General features: G+C 71.6%; 16 protein-coding genes. 5 read left to right on the forward strand and 11 right to left on the reverse strand.

Annotation, left to right across the window (positions count from 1 at the left end; all coding sequences use genetic code 11):
• Positions 1 to 85 precede the first annotated feature (85 nt).
• The 4 genes from ACWKZU_RS18415 to ACWKZU_RS18430 all read right to left on the reverse strand — a co-directional run bounded on the left by ACWKZU_RS18415 (position 86) and on the right by ACWKZU_RS18430 (position 2,403).
• Positions 86 to 397 carry a WhiB family transcriptional regulator gene (locus ACWKZU_RS18415; RefSeq protein ID WP_449283794.1) on the reverse strand — a complete coding sequence of 104 codons (312 nt, stop codon included), beginning with the start codon at positions 395 to 397 and terminating at the stop codon, positions 86 to 88.
• Positions 398 to 724: 327 nt separating this feature from the next.
• Entirely contained in the window at positions 725 to 1,081 is a 357-nt protein-coding gene (locus ACWKZU_RS18420; protein WP_449283795.1) for a hypothetical protein, read from the reverse strand.
• On the reverse strand, positions 1,078 to 2,124 hold the full coding sequence (gene truB / locus ACWKZU_RS18425) for a tRNA pseudouridine(55) synthase TruB (protein ID WP_449283796.1): 1,047 nt from the start codon (positions 2,122 to 2,124) through the stop codon (positions 1,078 to 1,080). Before truB ends, ACWKZU_RS18420 begins: the two co-directional genes overlap by 4 nt.
• Before the next feature lie 30 nt (positions 2,125 to 2,154).
• Positions 2,155 to 2,403: a helix-turn-helix domain-containing protein gene (locus ACWKZU_RS18430; protein ID WP_449283797.1), complete on the reverse strand. Its 249-nt coding sequence runs from the start codon at positions 2,401 to 2,403 to the stop codon at positions 2,155 to 2,157.
• Here ACWKZU_RS18430 and ACWKZU_RS18435 point away from each other — a divergent pair.
• Positions 2,390 to 2,521: a hypothetical protein gene (locus ACWKZU_RS18435; RefSeq protein WP_449283798.1), complete on the forward strand. Its 132-nt coding sequence runs from the start codon at positions 2,390 to 2,392 to the stop codon at positions 2,519 to 2,521. The genes ACWKZU_RS18430 and ACWKZU_RS18435 overlap by 14 nt on opposite strands.
• Before the next feature lie 9 nt (positions 2,522 to 2,530).
• Entirely contained in the window at positions 2,531 to 3,415 is an 885-nt protein-coding gene (locus tag ACWKZU_RS18440; RefSeq protein WP_449283799.1) for an A/G-specific adenine glycosylase, read from the forward strand.
• 120 nt (positions 3,416 to 3,535) lie between these two features.
• On the opposite strand, the gene ACWKZU_RS18445 is transcribed toward ACWKZU_RS18440, so the two are convergent.
• Positions 3,536 to 4,138: a response regulator transcription factor gene (locus ACWKZU_RS18445; protein ID WP_449283800.1), complete on the reverse strand. Its 603-nt coding sequence runs from the start codon at positions 4,136 to 4,138 to the stop codon at positions 3,536 to 3,538.
• Positions 4,135 to 5,436: a sensor histidine kinase gene (locus ACWKZU_RS18450; RefSeq protein WP_449283801.1), complete on the reverse strand. Its 1,302-nt coding sequence runs from the start codon at positions 5,434 to 5,436 to the stop codon at positions 4,135 to 4,137. The genes ACWKZU_RS18445 and ACWKZU_RS18450 overlap by 4 nt, the downstream gene beginning before the upstream one ends.
• 259 nt (positions 5,437 to 5,695) lie before the next feature.
• Between ACWKZU_RS18450 and ACWKZU_RS18455 the strand changes: the two genes are divergently transcribed.
• On the forward strand, positions 5,696 to 6,265 hold the full coding sequence (locus tag ACWKZU_RS18455) for a small multidrug efflux protein (RefSeq protein ID WP_449283802.1): 570 nt from the start codon (positions 5,696 to 5,698) through the stop codon (positions 6,263 to 6,265).
• Between the two features lie 432 nt (positions 6,266 to 6,697).
• On the opposite strand, the gene rbfA is transcribed toward ACWKZU_RS18455, so the two are convergent.
• The gene (rbfA, locus tag ACWKZU_RS18460; protein ID WP_449283803.1) at positions 6,698 to 7,186 is read right to left on the reverse strand and encodes a 30S ribosome-binding factor RbfA; all 489 of its coding nucleotides are present in this window, start codon (positions 7,184 to 7,186) and stop codon (positions 6,698 to 6,700) included.
• Between the two features lie 75 nt (positions 7,187 to 7,261).
• On the opposite strand from rbfA, the gene ACWKZU_RS18465 reads away from it, so the two are divergent.
• Both ACWKZU_RS18465 and ACWKZU_RS18470 read left to right on the forward strand, forming a co-directional pair.
• The gene (locus tag ACWKZU_RS18465) at positions 7,262 to 7,705 is read left to right on the forward strand and encodes a helix-turn-helix transcriptional regulator (RefSeq protein ID WP_449283804.1); all 444 of its coding nucleotides are present in this window, start codon (positions 7,262 to 7,264) and stop codon (positions 7,703 to 7,705) included.
• 10 nt (positions 7,706 to 7,715) lie between these two features.
• Positions 7,716 to 8,126, forward strand: coding sequence for a VOC family protein (locus ACWKZU_RS18470; RefSeq protein ID WP_449283805.1), 411 nt, complete (start codon positions 7,716 to 7,718; stop codon positions 8,124 to 8,126).
• Positions 8,127 to 8,242: 116 nt separating this feature from the next.
• Here the strand turns inward: ACWKZU_RS18470 and infB are convergent, their stop codons facing one another.
• The 4 genes from infB to ACWKZU_RS18490 all read right to left on the reverse strand — a co-directional run.
• The gene (infB, locus tag ACWKZU_RS18475; protein ID WP_449283806.1) at positions 8,243 to 10,921 is read right to left on the reverse strand and encodes a translation initiation factor IF-2; all 2,679 of its coding nucleotides are present in this window, start codon (positions 10,919 to 10,921) and stop codon (positions 8,243 to 8,245) included.
• 74 nt (positions 10,922 to 10,995) lie between these two features.
• Entirely contained in the window at positions 10,996 to 11,253 is a 258-nt protein-coding gene (locus tag ACWKZU_RS18480; protein ID WP_449283807.1) for a YlxR family protein, read from the reverse strand.
• A gap of 403 nt (positions 11,254 to 11,656) precedes the next feature.
• Positions 11,657 to 12,652 carry a transcription termination factor NusA gene (nusA, locus tag ACWKZU_RS18485; RefSeq protein WP_449283808.1) on the reverse strand — a complete coding sequence of 332 codons (996 nt, stop codon included), beginning with the start codon at positions 12,650 to 12,652 and terminating at the stop codon, positions 11,657 to 11,659.
• A 92-nt stretch (positions 12,653 to 12,744) separates the two neighbouring features.
• Positions 12,745 to 15,452, reverse strand: a 2,708-nt coding sequence (locus ACWKZU_RS18490) for an FtsK/SpoIIIE domain-containing protein (protein ID WP_449283809.1), incomplete at its 5' end; no start/stop codon positions are given.

Here is a 15,452-nt window from a genome sequence, read left to right on the forward strand (position 1 = left end):
TCCGCCCGCCGATCGGACGCAGTCGACATCGAGGACAGAGTTTGGACCCGGCTGCGCCTCGCGCAACCGGTGGGGCGAGGATCGGCTACATCGCCTCTTTGCGCAGCTTGCGGCGCTCGCGCTCGGAGAGCCCGCCCCAGATGCCGAAGCGCTCGTCGTTCTCGAGCGCGTACTCGAGGCACTCCGAACGCACCTCGCAGCTCTCGCAGATCCGCTTCGCCTCGCGGGTCGAGCCGCCCTTCTCGGGGAAGAACGCCTCGGGATCGGTCTGCGCGCAGAGGGCATCGGTCTGCCAGGCAAGCGCCTCGTCATCATCCTTGCGTACGCCGGGGACTCCGAGGAACACCGGATCGACGAACCAGTTGCCCGGAACCGGGGTGTGCGGCGAATCGCTCAACGATCGCTCCTTCCTCTGGTCCGGGATCACGCGGGCTGCGCGACGATACTCACACAATTACACCGTTGTGATTCGTTCAAGTCAAGCTGGAAATCTTAAACCCTCAATGGGGGCTTGAGGTTCGAAGACACGCTGGCGTGTCGCGATTGTGCTCGATTCCGTCCGCCGCGCCCGGGTCGTACCGAGATTGCGGTCCGACTTCCGGCCGTGCCCGCGAACGCTCCGGCACCGGCCGGCGCCTCGACCGCACACCCTGCGCAGCTCGCCGGCAGACACCCGGAACGCGCCGCATCCCGGACGTCCTCCGACCGGCTGCGCCCGGTTTCCTCAGCCCCAGATGACGAGCATGCGGTAGGTCATCACCGCGACCGCGAAGTGCACCACCGCGAGCACCAGATTCGCCCACCGCGTGCGATCGATCAGCGCCCAGAAGCCCGCGCCGAACGGCAGCAGCAGCGCGACGACGAGGTACATCCAGAACTCGAGCGGATCGCCCGTGGCCCGATTCCCGGAGAAGGGCGCGGCGATCGAGATGACGACCTGCGCGATCAGCAGGAGCCCGACGAGCAGCGTGGCCCCCATCGTGAAGTCGTCGGGTCCCCGCTTGCGCAGGGCGGCCACCAGGCACACGAGAGCGGCGGCGATCGCGAGCGAGATGACGGCGACGCCGTACCAGAGGATCATGCCGCGCTCCCGCCCGCTCCGCGCTCCCCGGAGCTTCCGCCGGGCCGGGCTCCATCGCGGGCCCCGGCACCGCCGGCCTCATCGGCACCGCCGGTCTGCGCGTCGGGCGTCGGGAAGTTCGTCACGACGCGGGTGCGCGCGCCGCGCACCTCGATCAGCCCGACCAGCCGCCCGTCGGGCGCGATCGCCGCGACCAGCGGCGCATCCCGGTGGCTCTCGGGATCCAGCTCGAGGCGCTTGCCGTGACCGAGATCCACCGCCTGCTGCGCGGTGACGCGCAGCTCGGGGAACAGCGCCCCGGCCACCTCGGCCGGCCCGAGCAGCGGGAGCGGTCCGCCCTCGACGAGCCGCTCCGTGCTCGCGGCGCCCGAGACGCCGAAGGGCCCCACTTCGGTGCGTCGCAGCGCCGTGAGATGCCCGCCCACGCCCAGCGCGGCGCCCAGATCCCGCGCCAGCGCCCGGATGTACGTGCCCGACGAGCACCGCACCGTCGCATCGACATCGATGACCGGCGTCCCGTCCGCCGACGCCGTGCGCGGCTCGCCGATCTCGAAGGCGCGGATCGTCACCGGCCGTTTCTGCAGCTCCACCTGCTCGCCCGCGCGCACGCGATCGTAGGCGCGCCGGCCGTCGACCTTGATCGCGCTGACCGCGCTGGGGGCCTGCTCGATGTCCCCGGTCAGCTCGGCGACGGCCGCGGCGATGCGCGCGGGATCGGCGGCGAGCGCGGCGACGTCGGCCGGATCCGCGGTGCGCACCGCGTCGCCCTCGCGATCGTCGGTGACGGTCGCGATGCCCAGCCTGATCGTGGCCGTGTAGGTCTTGTCGAGGCCGACGAGGTGCGTGAGCAGCCGGGTCGCGGGCCCGGCCCCGAGCACGAGCAGGCCCGTCGCCATCGGATCGAGCGTGCCGGCGTGCCCCACCTTGCGCGTGCCGAGGGCACGGCGCGCCTTCGCGACGACGTCGTGGCTGGTCCAGCCCTCGTTCTTGTCGATCAGCAGGATCGCGCCCTGTGCGGGCAGGGTGGAGGGCTCGTTCGTCACCTCACCAGCCTACCGCCGGGCGCTCCGCCCTCACTCGAGCAGGCCGCGCTCCCGGGCCATCGCCACGGCCCGGCTGCGGCTGTCGGCTCCGAGCTTGGCGATGACGTGGGCGACGTGCGTCTTCACGGTCGCCTCGGAGAGGAACAGTCCCCGCGCGATCTCGCGGTTCGAGCATCCCTCGGCGAGCCGCTCCAGCACCTCGGCCTCCCGGCCCGTGAGCCTCGCCTCCGGCTCGCTCACCGCGCTCGGCCTCGAGTCCTCGAAGATGATCGCCGGCATCGCGGGACTCGGCCACATGTCGATCACGGCCGCGATCGTCGTGCTCTTCTTCTCCCTGCGCACCGCGATCCGCGACGGGGGATCCGCCTCGCAGGCTCCGGTCGCGGTCGCTGCCTAGACTGGACGGGTGGAGAAGGCGGCGATCGGGCGGGCGCTCGTCGAGTGGTACGCGGGGGCGGCGCGGGATCTGCCCTGGCGCGACCCCGGGGTCACCCCCTGGGCGGTGCTCGTCTCCGAGTTCATGCTGCAGCAGACCCAGGTCGACCGGGTGCTGCCGCGCTGGACCGCCTGGATCGAGCGGTGGCCGACGCCCTCGGCTCTCGCGGCGGAGGAGCCGGGCGAGGCGGTACGCGCGTGGGACCGGCTCGGCTACCCGCGGCGCGCGCTGTGGCTGCACCGGGCCGCGGTCGAGATCGCCGAACGGCACGGGGACCTCGTGCCGTCGGATGTGGAGCAGCTGCTGGCGCTGACCGGCATCGGGCCGTACACGGCGCGCGCCGTCGCGGCCTTCGCGTTCGGCGAGCGGCACCCCGTCGTCGACACCAACACCCGGCGCGTGCTCGCGCGGGCGCTGCACGGCCGCGCGGCGGCCGGGATGCCCGCCCCCGCCGATCTCGACGACATGGAGGCGCTGCTGCCCGAGGATCGGGCCGAGGCCGCCGTCTTCAACGCCGCGGCGATGGAGCTCGGCGCGGTCGTGTGCACCGCCCGCGCTCCGCGCTGCGGCGACTGCCCGATCGCCGACTGGTGCGAGTGGCGCGGTGCCGGCTACCCCGACAACGCCCCCGAGAAGCGACCCAAGCAGGCGAGGTTCGAGGGAAGCGACCGGCAGGTGCGGGGCCGGATCATGGCGCTGCTGCGCCGCTCCGAGTCCGCCGTGCCCGTCGCTCGCGCGCTCGAGGCGGCGGCCGACGGCGGCGTGCGCGATCCCGAGCAGCCCAGGCGGGCCTACGACTCGCTCGTCGCCGACGGGCTCGTGGTGGAGCGAGACGGGAGCGCGCGGCTGCCGTAGAGGTTGCGCCGAGAGACGCACCCCTCGATCGAGCTGCGCCGGCGCGCAGCTCCCGGGTCGACTCGGGATCCGCGTCCCGGCTGGGGATCCCGATGCCGGGAACCCCCGGATCCGCGGGTCTCAGATCCAGCCGCGCTCCTCGGCCATCAGCACCGCCTGCTGCCGGCTCTCCAGGCCGAGCTTGCCCAGCACCGCCGAGACGTGGTTGCGCACGGTGCCGGGTGCGAGCGACAGCGTGCGCGCGATCTGCGCGGTCGTCTCGCCCCGCCGACCGACGCGCAGCACGTCGAGCTCGCGGTCGGTCAGCGGGCAGCGCTCATCGCTCAGGGCGTCCGCGGCGACCTCGGGATCGACGTACCTGCCTCCCGCCGCCACGCGTCGGATCACCTCGGCCACCTCGTCGGCGCCGCGGGACTTGGGGAGGAACCCCGCGACCCCCGACGCGAGGGCGCGGCGCAGCACGCCGGGGCGGGCGTGGCGCGTCACCACCACGCACCGCGTCGCGGAGGCGCGGCGCAGGCGGGCGGCCGCCTCCACCCCGTCGATGCCGGGCATCTCGAGGTCGAGCAGGCAGACGTCGGGCTGCAGCCGGACGGCCTCGGCGACCGCCTCCTCCCCGTCGACACACTCCGCGACGATCTCGATGTCGTCCTCGAGGCGCAGCAGGGCCGCGAGGGCCGAGCGGATCATCGCCTCGTCGTCGGCCAGCAGCACCCGGATCATCGCGGTTCCCCTTCCGGCACCGCACCGGCCGCACGCATGCCCGTCGTCGCAGCGCCCGGCACCACCGCCGCCCCTCCCGCGGGAGCATCCGCTCCCGCGGATGCCGCGGGTTCCGCCGGCACCGTGACGACGACCATGAACTCCTGCTTGCCGCGCCGCACCTCGACGGCGCCGCCGGCCTCGGCCACCCGGCGCGCGACGCCCTCCAGCCCCGATCCACCGCTCGCCGTTTCCTCTCCCGCGACGTGGTTCGAGATCTCGTAGCGCCAGAGCGGGCCGGAGTGGGAGAGCCCGAGACGGGCCCACCGGCCGCCCCCGTGACGCAGCGCGTTCGTCGTGGTCTCCCTGATGACGGGCCCCAGCACCTCCGCCGGAGCGGCATCCGCTTCCGGATCCACCGCCGCCTCGACCTCGGTCCCCGCCGCGCGCAGCAGATCGACCGCGTTGGCGATCTCGTCGCGCAGCGGCACGGAGCGGAAGCGCATGGCCAGGTCGCGCGTCCCCTGGCGGGCCTCGTCGACGCTGCTCCGCGCCGCGCGCAGCTGCTCCAGCGCCGCCTCCGGCTCCTGCTTCGCCAGCAGCCGCTCGGCGAGCTCGAGCTGCAGCGCGATCACCTGGAGGTGGTGCCCCTGCAGATCGTGCACGTCGGTGGCCACCCGCAGGCGCTCCCGCGTCGCCCCCAGGTTCGCCTCGGAGACCCGGGCCCGGTCGAGCGTGACGAGCACGTCCCACCACCACAGGGACAGCACGGTCGTCACCGGGATGAACAGGCAGAAGAACCCCAGCAGCCACCCGCCCCGGGCATCGAGATCGACGGACGCGGGACCCTGCGCATCGATCAGCCACAGCACGCCGAGCAGCACGGTCGCGGCCGCGGTCACGCGCACGCGCAGACCCGGCGGCCAGCGCAGCAGCAGCGCCGACTGCACCAGGGGCATCACCGCGAGGATCCAGAGACCCGCCGCCCACCCGATCACCGCTCCGCACACCGCGGCGATCAGCAGCGGCACCAGCACCTCCCACCGGCGCGCTTCGGAGGGGGCGTCGGCGTGGCGGTACTGCCGGAGCAGCGGCACGGTCGACGCCCACCACACCGCTCCCGCAGCGGCGATCGTCACCGTGCGCGCGAGACCGTGCCCGGTGGGGGCCGCCACCCAGAGGAGCACGAGCATCCCCTCGAGAAACATCACCCCGCTCGCCGTGTACCACCAGGTGGCGGCGATGCGGCCCGAGAACCGGGTCGCCGCCGCGGGAGCCGCGGAGGGAACGGGCGCGGTCGCTTCGGGCTGCTCGTTCATGCCTCCACGATAGGCCCATGACAGATGTCACCCGTGCCGCGTGCGGAACGCCCCGAACGCGGTGACATCACGGCACTTCCGGGCTCCCGGCCGAGGCGATGGACTGGAACCACCCGCCGGGAGACGCCGCTCGCAGGCTCCCCCGGCACCGGTACCCCACCGGCGTCGACACCCCGTCGATGCCGGCACCGACACCTCGGCGACGACCACCGATGCTCGCCGACACCCTCACCGACACCCTCACCGACAGGAGCGGATCATGAATCTCATCGACACCTTCCAGGACCTCGTCTCGCGCGTGCCCGAGCTCGTACAGCCGCTGATCGTCGCGCTGGCGGGCGCCGTCCCCTTCATCGAGGGGGAGGGCGCGGCGACGATCGGGATCATCGGCGGCATCCACCCAGTGCTCGCGGTCGCGGCCGCGATCGTCGGCAACTTCGTCTGCGTCGCCCTGCTCGTCATGCTCGGCTCGGGTGCGCGCCGAGCGGTCGTCACCCGGACCCGCAGGGGCACCCCCGCGGACTCGGCGGCGCCCGCGGTCGCGGGATCCGCGCCCGGGAGCCCCGTAGCGACCGCTCCCGTCCCCGCGGAGGAGAGCGACCGCTCCTCGGCGCGGCGCGCGAAGTTCCAGCGCGCCTTCGAGCGCTACGGCGTGCCCGGCGTGAGCCTGCTCGGACCGCTGCTGCTGCCGACCCAGTTCACCGCCACGATGCTCGCGACCGCCGGAGTCGGCAAGGCCCGGATCCTGATCTGGCAGGCGGTCGCGATCGTCGGCTGGACCACCGTCATCGCGGTGCTCGTCGGCGGCGTCGTCCACGCGGCGGGCTGATCACGGGCCGCGGCGCACCGCGGCCGGCCCGGGGCACCGCGGTCCGGGCCCGGGGCCGGGCCGAGGGCGGAAGGCCCGAGAGCCCCCAGGCGCCAAGGCCTCTGAAGCCGCGAAGCCCCCGGTCCTCACCTCCCCAAACCCCAAAAAGCCTGAAGCCTGAAGCCTCGAAACTCTGAAGCCCTGAGGCCTAGAGAGATCCTCGAGAGATCCTCGAGAGGCGGAAAACGCGGCCGATTCTTCAGGATCGGCCGCGTTTTCCGCCTCTCGACGGGAGCCTTCGGAGCTGCACCAGGCGGGTCGCGCTGCCGACCTGCGCTGAGCGGGCGCATGACCGCAGACGCGGGATCCGCCCGCCGGCTCTGGACTCGGCGACTGCGCGGATGAGGTGCGCTCGTCGCCCGAGCCGTCGGCACGCGCTCTCGGCGCGACCGCTCAGTCGCGATCCTCGTCGTCGATCAGATCGTCCGCGTCGAGGCCGTCGGTGTCCATCTCGCCGTCCTCGAGCTCGCGCGGCTTGACGTACGGATCGGCCTCGCCCGCGTACTGCGCGTTCGCAGCGAGCGCCGCGGCCTCCTCGTCGCGCCGCTTCGCCTCGGCGAGCAGGTCGTTGAGGTGCTGCGCGCTCTCCGGCAGCTCGTCGTGAATGAACTCGAGCGTGGGCGTGAGCCGGGTACCCAGCTGCTTGCCGACCTCGCTGCGCAGCATCCCCGTCGCCGCCTTCAGCGCCGCGGCGGAATCGGTCTGCTCCTGCTCGTCGCCGTACACCGTGTAGAAGATGCTCGCGTGCTGCAGATCGCCCGTGACGCGCACGTCGGTGATCGTGATGAAACCGAGGCGCGGATCCCGCAACCCCTTCTCCAGCCTGCGCGCGATGATCTGCTGGATGCGCTCTGCCACCTTGCCGGCCCTCGGATTGCTCATGTGCCAAGCCTACCGCCGCCGGGCGCGCCCGCTCGCCCCGCGCCGGCCCGCATCCGCCCGTGAGATGATGTGCCGGTGGGCGTGCGGCAGGAGAACGAGCAGCGGCTGCGCGATCTGGCGCTGCTGCGCCGGGTGCGGGATCGCATCGACCGCGAGTACGCGGAGCCGCTCGACGTGGAGTCGCTCGCGCGCGGGGTCGGGTTCTCGGCCGGCCACCTCAGCCGCGAGTTCAAGGCCGCATACGGCGAATCGCCCTACAGCTATCTCATGACCCGCCGCATCGAACGCGCGATGACGCTGCTGCGGCGCGGGGACCTCAGCGTCACCGAGGTCTGCTACGCCGTCGGGTACGGCTCGCTCGGCACCTTCACCACGCGCTTCACGGAGCTGGTCGGCATGCCGCCCGGCCGGTACCGCCGAGAGGGGCCCGCCCCGCTCGCCGGGCTGCCCGGGATCATCACGATGCGCGCCACCAAGCCGATCAGGAATCGAGAAGTTCCCCCGCCGCCCGCGGAGTAGCGTGGCCGTCATGAAGATCAACATTCACGTCACGTTCCTGCCCCACACCGACCCGGAGGCCTCGCTCGCGTTCTACCGCGACGTGCTCGGCTTCGAGGTGCGCAACGATGTCGGCTACGAAGACATGCGCTGGATCACGGTCGGTCCCGCGAACCAGCCGGACACCTCGATCGTGCTCACCCCGCCTGCGGTCGATCCCGGGCTCACCGACGAGGAGCGCCGCGTGGTGCTCGAGCTCGTCGCGAAGGGGGCCTTCGCCTCGGCGGTGTTCGCGACCGACGAGCTGCAGGAGCTCTTCGAGCGCGTCGAGGCCTCGGGCGTCGACGTGCTGCAGGAGCCCATGGACCAGGACTGGGGCGCCCGCGACTTCGCCTTCCGCGACCCCGCCGGCAACTCGATCCGCGTGCAGCAGCTCGGCTGAGCCGACCGCCGCACGGGGCGCTGCTCGCCGGGTACGACGCGCCGAACGCGACAGGGGCGGGGTGGACCAGCCGATGCTGATCCACCCCGCCCCTGTCGTTGCGGGATCGGTCCGCGCTACGCGCGCGGCTTCTCCACCATCTCGGTGGTCTCGATCTCGTCGCCCACCTGGATGTCGTTGTACTTGCCCAGGCCGATACCGGCCTCGAAGTCGGTCTTGACCTCGGTCACGTCGTCCTTGAAGCGACGCAGCGACTCGATGGCCAGGCCGTCGGCGATCACGACGCCCTCGCGGATCACGCGCGCCTTGGCGTTGCGCGTGATGGTGCCGCTGCGCACGATGACACCGGCGATGTTGCCGAACTTCGACGAGCGGAACACCTCGCGGATCTCCGCCACACCCGACTGGACCTCCTCGTACTCGGGCTTGAGCAGACCCTTGAGCGAGTTCTCGATGTCGTCGAGCGCGTTGTAGATGACGTTGTAGAAGCGGATGTCGATGCCCTCGCGCGCAGCGCGCTCGCGGGCCTTGACATCGGGACGCACGTTGAAGCCGATGACGATCGCGTTGTCGATCGTGGCGAGATCCACGTCCGACTCGGTGATCGCGCCGACGCCGCGGTGCAGGATGCGCAGCTGCACCGACTCGTCGACCTCGATCTTCATCAGCGACTCCTCGAGCGCCTCCACGGCACCCGACACGTCGCCCTTGATGATGAGGTTGAGCGACTCGACCTTGCCGTCCTCCAGCGCCTTCGTGAAGTCCTCGAGGCTGATGCGCTTGCGGGCCTTGGCCAGCTGCGCGTTGCGCTCGGCGGCCTCGCGCTTCTCGGCGATCTGACGGGCCGTGCGATCCTCGGAGGTGACGATGAAGTTGTCACCCGCGCGGGGCACGCTCGACAGACCCTGCACCTGCACCGGACGCGAGGGCAGCGCCTCGAGCACCGCGTCGCCGTTCTCGTCGCTCATCGCCCGCACGCGGCCGTAGGCCGTGCCCGCGACGATCGCGTCGCCGACGCGCAGCGTGCCCGACTGGATGAGCACGGTCGCGACCGAGCCGCGGCCCTTGTCGAGCTTCGCCTCGATGGCCACGCCGCGCGCGTCCTTGTCGGGGTTCGCGCGCAGGTCGAGCCCGGCGTCCGCCGTGAGCAGCACGGCGTCGAGCAGCTCGGTGATACCGACGTTGTTCTTCGCCGAGACGTCGACGAACATGACGTCGCCGCCCCACTCCTCGGCCACGAGGCCGAACTCGGTGAGCTGCTGGCGCACCTTCTCGGGGTTCGCACCCTCCTTGTCGATCTTGTTGACGGCGACCACGATCGGCACGTTCGCCGACTGCGCGTGGTTCAGCGCCTCGATCGTCTGGGGCATGATGCCGTCATCCGCCGCGACCACGAGGATCGCGATGTCGGTCACCTGCGCACCACGGGCGCGCATGGCGGTGAACGCCTCGTGGCCCGGGGTGTCGATGAAGGTGAGCGCGCGCTCGACGCCGTCGTGCTCCGTGTGCACCTGGTAGGCGCCGATGTGCTGGGTGATGCCGCCGGCCTCGCCGCCGCCCACGTCCGCCTTGCGGATCGCGTCGAGCAGTCGGGTCTTGCCGTGATCGACGTGACCCATGACCGTGACCACCGGGGGCCGCGGCTGCAGGACGTCGTCGCCCTCCTCCTCGAGCTCGGCATCGATGTCGATGTCGAAGCCCTCGAGCAGCTCGCGATCCTCGTCCTCGGGAGAGACGATCTGGATCTTGTAGCCCAGCTCGTCGCCGAGGATCTCGAAGGTCGCCTCGTCGAGCGACTCCGTCGCGGTCGCCATCTCGCCGAGGTGGAAGAGGATGGTCACGAGGTTCGATGCGCTCGTATCGATCTTGTCGGCGAAGTCGGAGAGCGAAGCGCCCCGGCGCAGACGGATCGGGGTCGCACCGTCACCACGGGGAACCTGCACGCCGCCGATCGACGGCGCCTGCCGCATCTCGAACTCTTGCCGCTTCGCCCGCTTCGACTTGCGCGCCTTGCTCTTGGAGCCGCCACGGCCGAATGCGCCGGCGGTGCCCGCACCACGGCCGCCGCGGCCACGGCCGGCGAAACCGCCGCCCGGACGGGGTCCGGCGAAACCGCCGGCACCGGGAGCGCCGCCGCCCGCACCGCCGCCGGGACGGTTGAATCCGCCGCCACCGCCGCCGGGGCGACCGCCGCCGCCCGGGCGACCGGGGCCGCCGGGACGACCGGAGCCTGCGCCGGCGCCCTGCGGGCGCGGAGCGGGCCGCGGAATGTTTCCGGGATTGGGGCGACCGCCGGGACGACCCATGCCCTGGCTGGGAGCGAACGGGTTGTTGCCCGGACGCGGGGGACGCGGGATGCCCATGCCCTGGCTCGACGCGAAGGGGTTGTTGCCCGGACGCGGGCCGGCGGGCTTGGGGGCGCCGGGCTTGGGACCCGACTTCGCGGCGGGCTTGGCGGCCGCGGACTTCGGAGCCTCGTCGGCCGCCTTCGGCGCCGCGGGCTGCTTCTCGGGCTCGGGGGCCGGCTCCTCCGCCTTGGGGGCGGCCGGCTTCGGGCCGGGCTTCGGGCCGGCGGGCTTCTTGGCCGCGGGCTTCGCCGCGGCGGGGGCGTCATCCCCCTGGGGCTTGGCCACTCCGTCCGCCTCGAGGGCGGCCTTGACCTTGCGCGCCACCGGGGGCGCGACAGCCGACGAGCTCGCCTTGACGAACTCGCCCATTTCCTTCAGCTTGGCCAGGACGACCTTGCTATCGACACCGATCTCCGCAGCGATCTCGTGTACGCGTGGGTTAGCCACTTTTCTCCTGTCTGGGTTCACGCCAGACAGGCGAGAACCATGATTAACGGACGGGTCTCATCGTGAGCCGCTCATTAGTTGTCCATAAGTGTTTTCAGCCTGTTCTCTATAGGGCCAGCGTCGGGCTTCCCCGACGCTTTCAGCGCACGCGAAAACGATCCGCGCGACACTGCTCGATCCAGACAGCGAGCCGTGGGATGCACCCAGGCTCCTCGCCCCGGAAGCACGGCGCGATCATCGGCAATCAGCCGCCCATCGCGCAGTACCACCCGCAGCAGTTCTGTGCGCGGGGCACGCTTGCGACACGCGACACAGGTCCGAACCGAATCCATCTTACCAGCTTCCCACTTGTAACTCTTCTCAGGGAATTCACCCGCAGCGAGCGGGGCGGTGGGTCGCGCGATTCCCCGCCGTCCCAGCTCCGACCGAGCGGAGCGCAGCTGAGTCGAAATCGAGACACCCAGGGTTCGACTCCGCTCGCTCCTCGCTCCGCTCGACCGGCGACCCACTGCTGTCGCCTGCTCGGAGGGAGCGCTCACCCGTCATCCTGCGCGCAGTGAGCGCGGCGGACGCAGTCGCAGGATCCACAACCATGGATTCTGCGACTGCGCGCAGAATGACACAGGGATCAGTCGTTCATGATCGAATCGGGCTGGATAGCTGTCATACGGACGTTCCACGTCAGGCTGACGCCTTCCGTGAAACGCGCGAAGATCGATATCCATCCCGATCGATTCAATCATTCATGATCGAATCGGGCTGGATATCGATCTTCGCGCCCGTCAGCTTCGCGGCGAGGCGGGCGTTCTGGCCCTCCTTGCCGATGGCGAGCGAGAGCTGGAAGTCGGGCACGAGCGCACGCACCTGCTTGAGCGACTCGTTGAGCATGAAGACATCGGTCACCTTGGCGGGAGACAGCGCGTTCGCCACGAAGGTCGGCAGTTCGGGCGAGTAGTCGACGATGTCGATCTTCTCCTCGCCGAGCTCGCTCATCACGGCGCGCACGCGGCTGCCCATCTCGCCGATGCAGGTGCCCTTGGCGTTGATCCCGCTCTGCTTCGCGCGAACGGCCACCTTGGTGCGGTGACCGGCCTCGCGGGCGAGCGAGACGATCTCGACGAGCCCGTCGGCGAGCTCCGGCACCTCCCGCTCGAACAGCTTGCGCACGAGGCCGGGGTGCGTGCGCGAGACCACGACCTGGGGCCCCTTGGTCCCCTTTGAGACGCTCGTCACGTACACGCGCATGCGCGTGCCGTGCGGGTACTGCTCTCCCGGCACCTGCTCCTCGGGCGGCAGGATCGCCTCCAGCTCTCCGAGGTCGATGTGCACCATGCGCGGGTTGGGCCCCTGCTGCACGACGCCGGAGAGGATCTGCCCCTCCTTGTCCTTGAAGGCGCCGAGTACGGCGTCGTCGGTCAGGTCGCGCATGCGCTGGCTGATGACCTGCTTCGCGGCGCTCGAGGCCACCCGGCCGAACTCGTCGGTGGTGACGTAGGCCTCGCCGATGACCGCGCCGTCCTCGTCGACCTCGGGCACGAGCACCGAGATGTCGCCGGTCTTGCGGTCGAGCGTCACGCGCACCTGATCCTCGCGGGGCACGGAGAGTCCCTGGTTCTCGGCGTGGCGCAGATAGGCCGATCGGATGGCCTGCTCGATGATCTCGGCGAGCTCCTCGAAGGGGATCTCCTTCTCGCGCTCGAGTCCCCGCAGCATGGCAAGATCGATTTTCACGACGGCCTCCTCAGTACGTATTGAAATGTCTATTCAACTGTCGCCACGGGCGCGTTCGCCGCGCGGCAGATCCCCCAGAATACCCCACTCGCCTACAACCGCTCCGGGAGTGCGACGTGCACGGGGGTGACGCGCCCGCCCTCGATCGCGAAACCGCGCCCGGGTGGGAACTCCGCCCGTTTGACCCTGCCGAGGGATTCCCGGAACGGCGTCTGGCTCTCACCGTCATCCGGCTGCAGCACGATCCCCCATGGGGGCTGTTTGAGCGCGGCGAAGAGATCCCACACTCCACCGGCGGTGCCCTGCTCGAACTCGAACAGCACGAGCACGTCCGAGCGGCGCGCGGCCTTGGCCAGCGCGACGAGAGCGGGCAGGGCCGCTGTTCCCTCCGCGTCCGCCGGACGCTCCACCACGACCACCCCGCGCGCACCCCGGGCGGGGAAGACGAGCGCCTCGGGCGCCTCCGCGACCGCCTCGGCCGGCGGTTCCGCCGAGCTTCCGAGCGGATTCCCGAGGGGACCGCCGATCGCACGCTCGATACCGCCGCCCAGCAGGCCGCCCGCCGACGCGACCGGCTTTCCTCCGAGCGCGACCACCAGATCCCGGGCGAGATCCGTCACCGCCTCCTCGCCGTACGCGACTCGATCCCACGCCCCGGAGGAGCGGAGCCCGTCGTCGGTGAGCGTGAGCAGCACGGCCTCGACCCGGTCGCCGCGCGACGCCGCCCACCTTCCGACGGCGTCGACGCAGCTGAGGATCGCGGTCGACTGGCCCGACCCCGCAGGCCCCGAGACCACCCCGAGTCCGCTCGTCCGCATGCCTACGGGCGCGAACGTGCGCGTGTCGATGCCGTACGCGGGCCGTCCGCCGGCCACCGCGGGGAGATCTTCCAGGGGAATGGTCTCCGGGGCGTTGCGGACCTCGGCCGCCGGCTGCACGCCTCGTTCCTCCAACGCGGTGGCGAGCCGGTCGAGCGCCCGGGCCTGCCCGGCGAGATCCCGCTCACCGTCGATCAGCGCGAACTGGATCTCATCGGACTCGCCCGCCAGGAGCGCGCGCCCCGGTGGCGCGTTCTCGAGAATGTCGCCCGTGACCCCCAGGTGCCCGTAGTCGTGCGGGCCGGCGAGCCTGAGCACGTACTGCTGCTGCAGGCTCGCCGCCATCGCAGCCGGGATCGCCGCCGGCCGATCCGCGGTCAGCACCGCGTGCACCCCCACGGCGCGGCCGGTCATCAGGATCTCGCTCAGCATCTGGAACGGTGAGGCGATGCCGCCGAGCGTCTCGGTGGCCTGCCGGAACGCGGCGAATCCGTCGACCACGAGCACCACGCGCGGTTCCTCCTCACCGCCGGGCGTGCGCCGATAGGCTTCGAGTCCTCCCGCGCGCACGGCGGCGTATCGCGGGCCGCGCTCCGCGATCAGATCCAGCATCCGCTGCAGCACGCGTCCGACGAGCTCGATGTCCGAGAGCGGAGCGATCGCCCCGACGGTCGGCAGCGGAGCGAGGGCGTCGAGCGCACCGCCCGCCGCGTCGATGGCGTACAGGTGGACAGGATGCGTCTCCGCGTGCATGCTGAGCGAGGCCGCGAGCGCGATCAGCGCACTCGTCTTGCCCGTGCCACCCGCACCGATGAACGAGATGTTCCCGCATTCCTCGAGATCGACCCGCACGGGTCGCTGCGCTTGCGCCGCGGGTTCGTCCCGCATGCCGATCGCGACCGCGTCGCGGCGATCCCGCCCGCCGGTTCCGGGCCCCCGCTCGTCTGTCCGGCCGACCAGCGCCCGCAGGTCGAGGACCTCTGACAGCGCGTCGAGCCACGGCCTTCTGGGAGCGGCGAGCCCTGCGCATCGTGCCGCTTCGATGATCCCGTCTCGCAGCTGCTCGATGTCTCGCGGCTGCTCCGCGCGTTCGCGGCGCGATCGGCCGGGCTCGGGAGGGAGGTCCCATGCCGCCCCCTCGGTGAACCCGAGCGACCGCACCTCGACACGCGATTCGAGGTCGACCGCCGACGCCCGGCCTCCCAGGTACCCGGTCTGGAAGTGGCCGATCCGGCCCGGGCCGATCTTGATCGCGCCGCGTCCCGGCGTCTCGGCGTCGAAGAACGCGGCATCCTTAACACCGATGACGTCGCTGCTGTCGGCCTCGTCCGCCATGCGCAGCGCCACGCGCAGGTTCGTGTTGGCGCGGAGGTTGTCCTTGATGACGCCGGCCGGGCGCTGCGTGGCCATGATGAGGTGGAGCCCGAGCGAGCGGCCCCGCTGGGCGACGTCGATCACCCCGTCGACGAAGTCGGGCACCTCGTGCGCGAGGGCCGCGAACTCGTCGATCACGATCACGAGCACGGGAGGCGCTGCCGGGTCCGACCGCCGTTCCAGAGTGATGAGATCCTTCGCCCGGTGCTTCGCGAGCAGTTCCTCGCGATGGTGCAGTTCCGCCCGCAGGGAGGTCAAGGCACGGCGCACCAGGTGCGGGCTCAGATCGGTCACGAGTCCGACGGTGTGCGGCAGGTCGACGCACTCGGCGAAGGCGGCCCCGCCCTTGTAGTCGACCAGCAGGAATGTGAGCCGCTCCGGGCTCACGCGCGCGGCCAGGCTCATGATCCAGGTCTGCAGGAACTCCGATTTCCCGGCGCCCGTGGTGCCGCCCACGAGCGCGTGCGGTCCGTGGGTGCGGAGGTCGATGGCGGCCGGACCCTCCGGCCCCTGCCCGACGACCGCGGTGAGCGCGACCGGCTCGCGTTCGGCGCCCGGCGTCCACTGCGCCATGAGCGTGCCCGATGCCGCCCACGCCTGCACGATCG

This window comes from Leucobacter sp. (assembly GCF_053528595.1).

Excerpts from the sequence above, each read along its gene's own strand:
- ACWKZU_RS18420 (WP_449283795.1), bottom strand. The coding sequence starts at position 1,081 with ATGATCCTCTGGTACGGCGTCGCCGTCATCTCGCTCGCGATCGCCGCC.
- ACWKZU_RS18435 (WP_449283798.1), top strand. The coding sequence starts at position 2,390 with ATGATCGCCGGCATCGCGGGACTCGGCCACATGTCGATCACGGCCGCG.
- ACWKZU_RS18430 (WP_449283797.1), bottom strand. The coding sequence starts at position 2,403 with ATGCCGGCGATCATCTTCGAGGACTCGAGGCCGAGCGCGGTGAGCGAG.
- ACWKZU_RS18445 (WP_449283800.1), bottom strand. The coding sequence starts at position 4,138 with ATGATCCGGGTGCTGCTGGCCGACGACGAGGCGATGATCCGCTCGGCC.
- ACWKZU_RS18450 (WP_449283801.1), bottom strand. The coding sequence starts at position 5,436 with ATGAACGAGCAGCCCGAAGCGACCGCGCCCGTTCCCTCCGCGGCTCCC.
- ACWKZU_RS18455 (WP_449283802.1), top strand. The coding sequence starts at position 5,696 with ATGAATCTCATCGACACCTTCCAGGACCTCGTCTCGCGCGTGCCCGAG.
- rbfA (WP_449283803.1), bottom strand. The coding sequence starts at position 7,186 with ATGAGCAATCCGAGGGCCGGCAAGGTGGCAGAGCGCATCCAGCAGATC.
- ACWKZU_RS18470 (WP_449283805.1), top strand. The coding sequence starts at position 7,716 with ATGAAGATCAACATTCACGTCACGTTCCTGCCCCACACCGACCCGGAG.
- ACWKZU_RS18480 (WP_449283807.1), bottom strand. The coding sequence starts at position 11,253 with ATGGATTCGGTTCGGACCTGTGTCGCGTGTCGCAAGCGTGCCCCGCGC.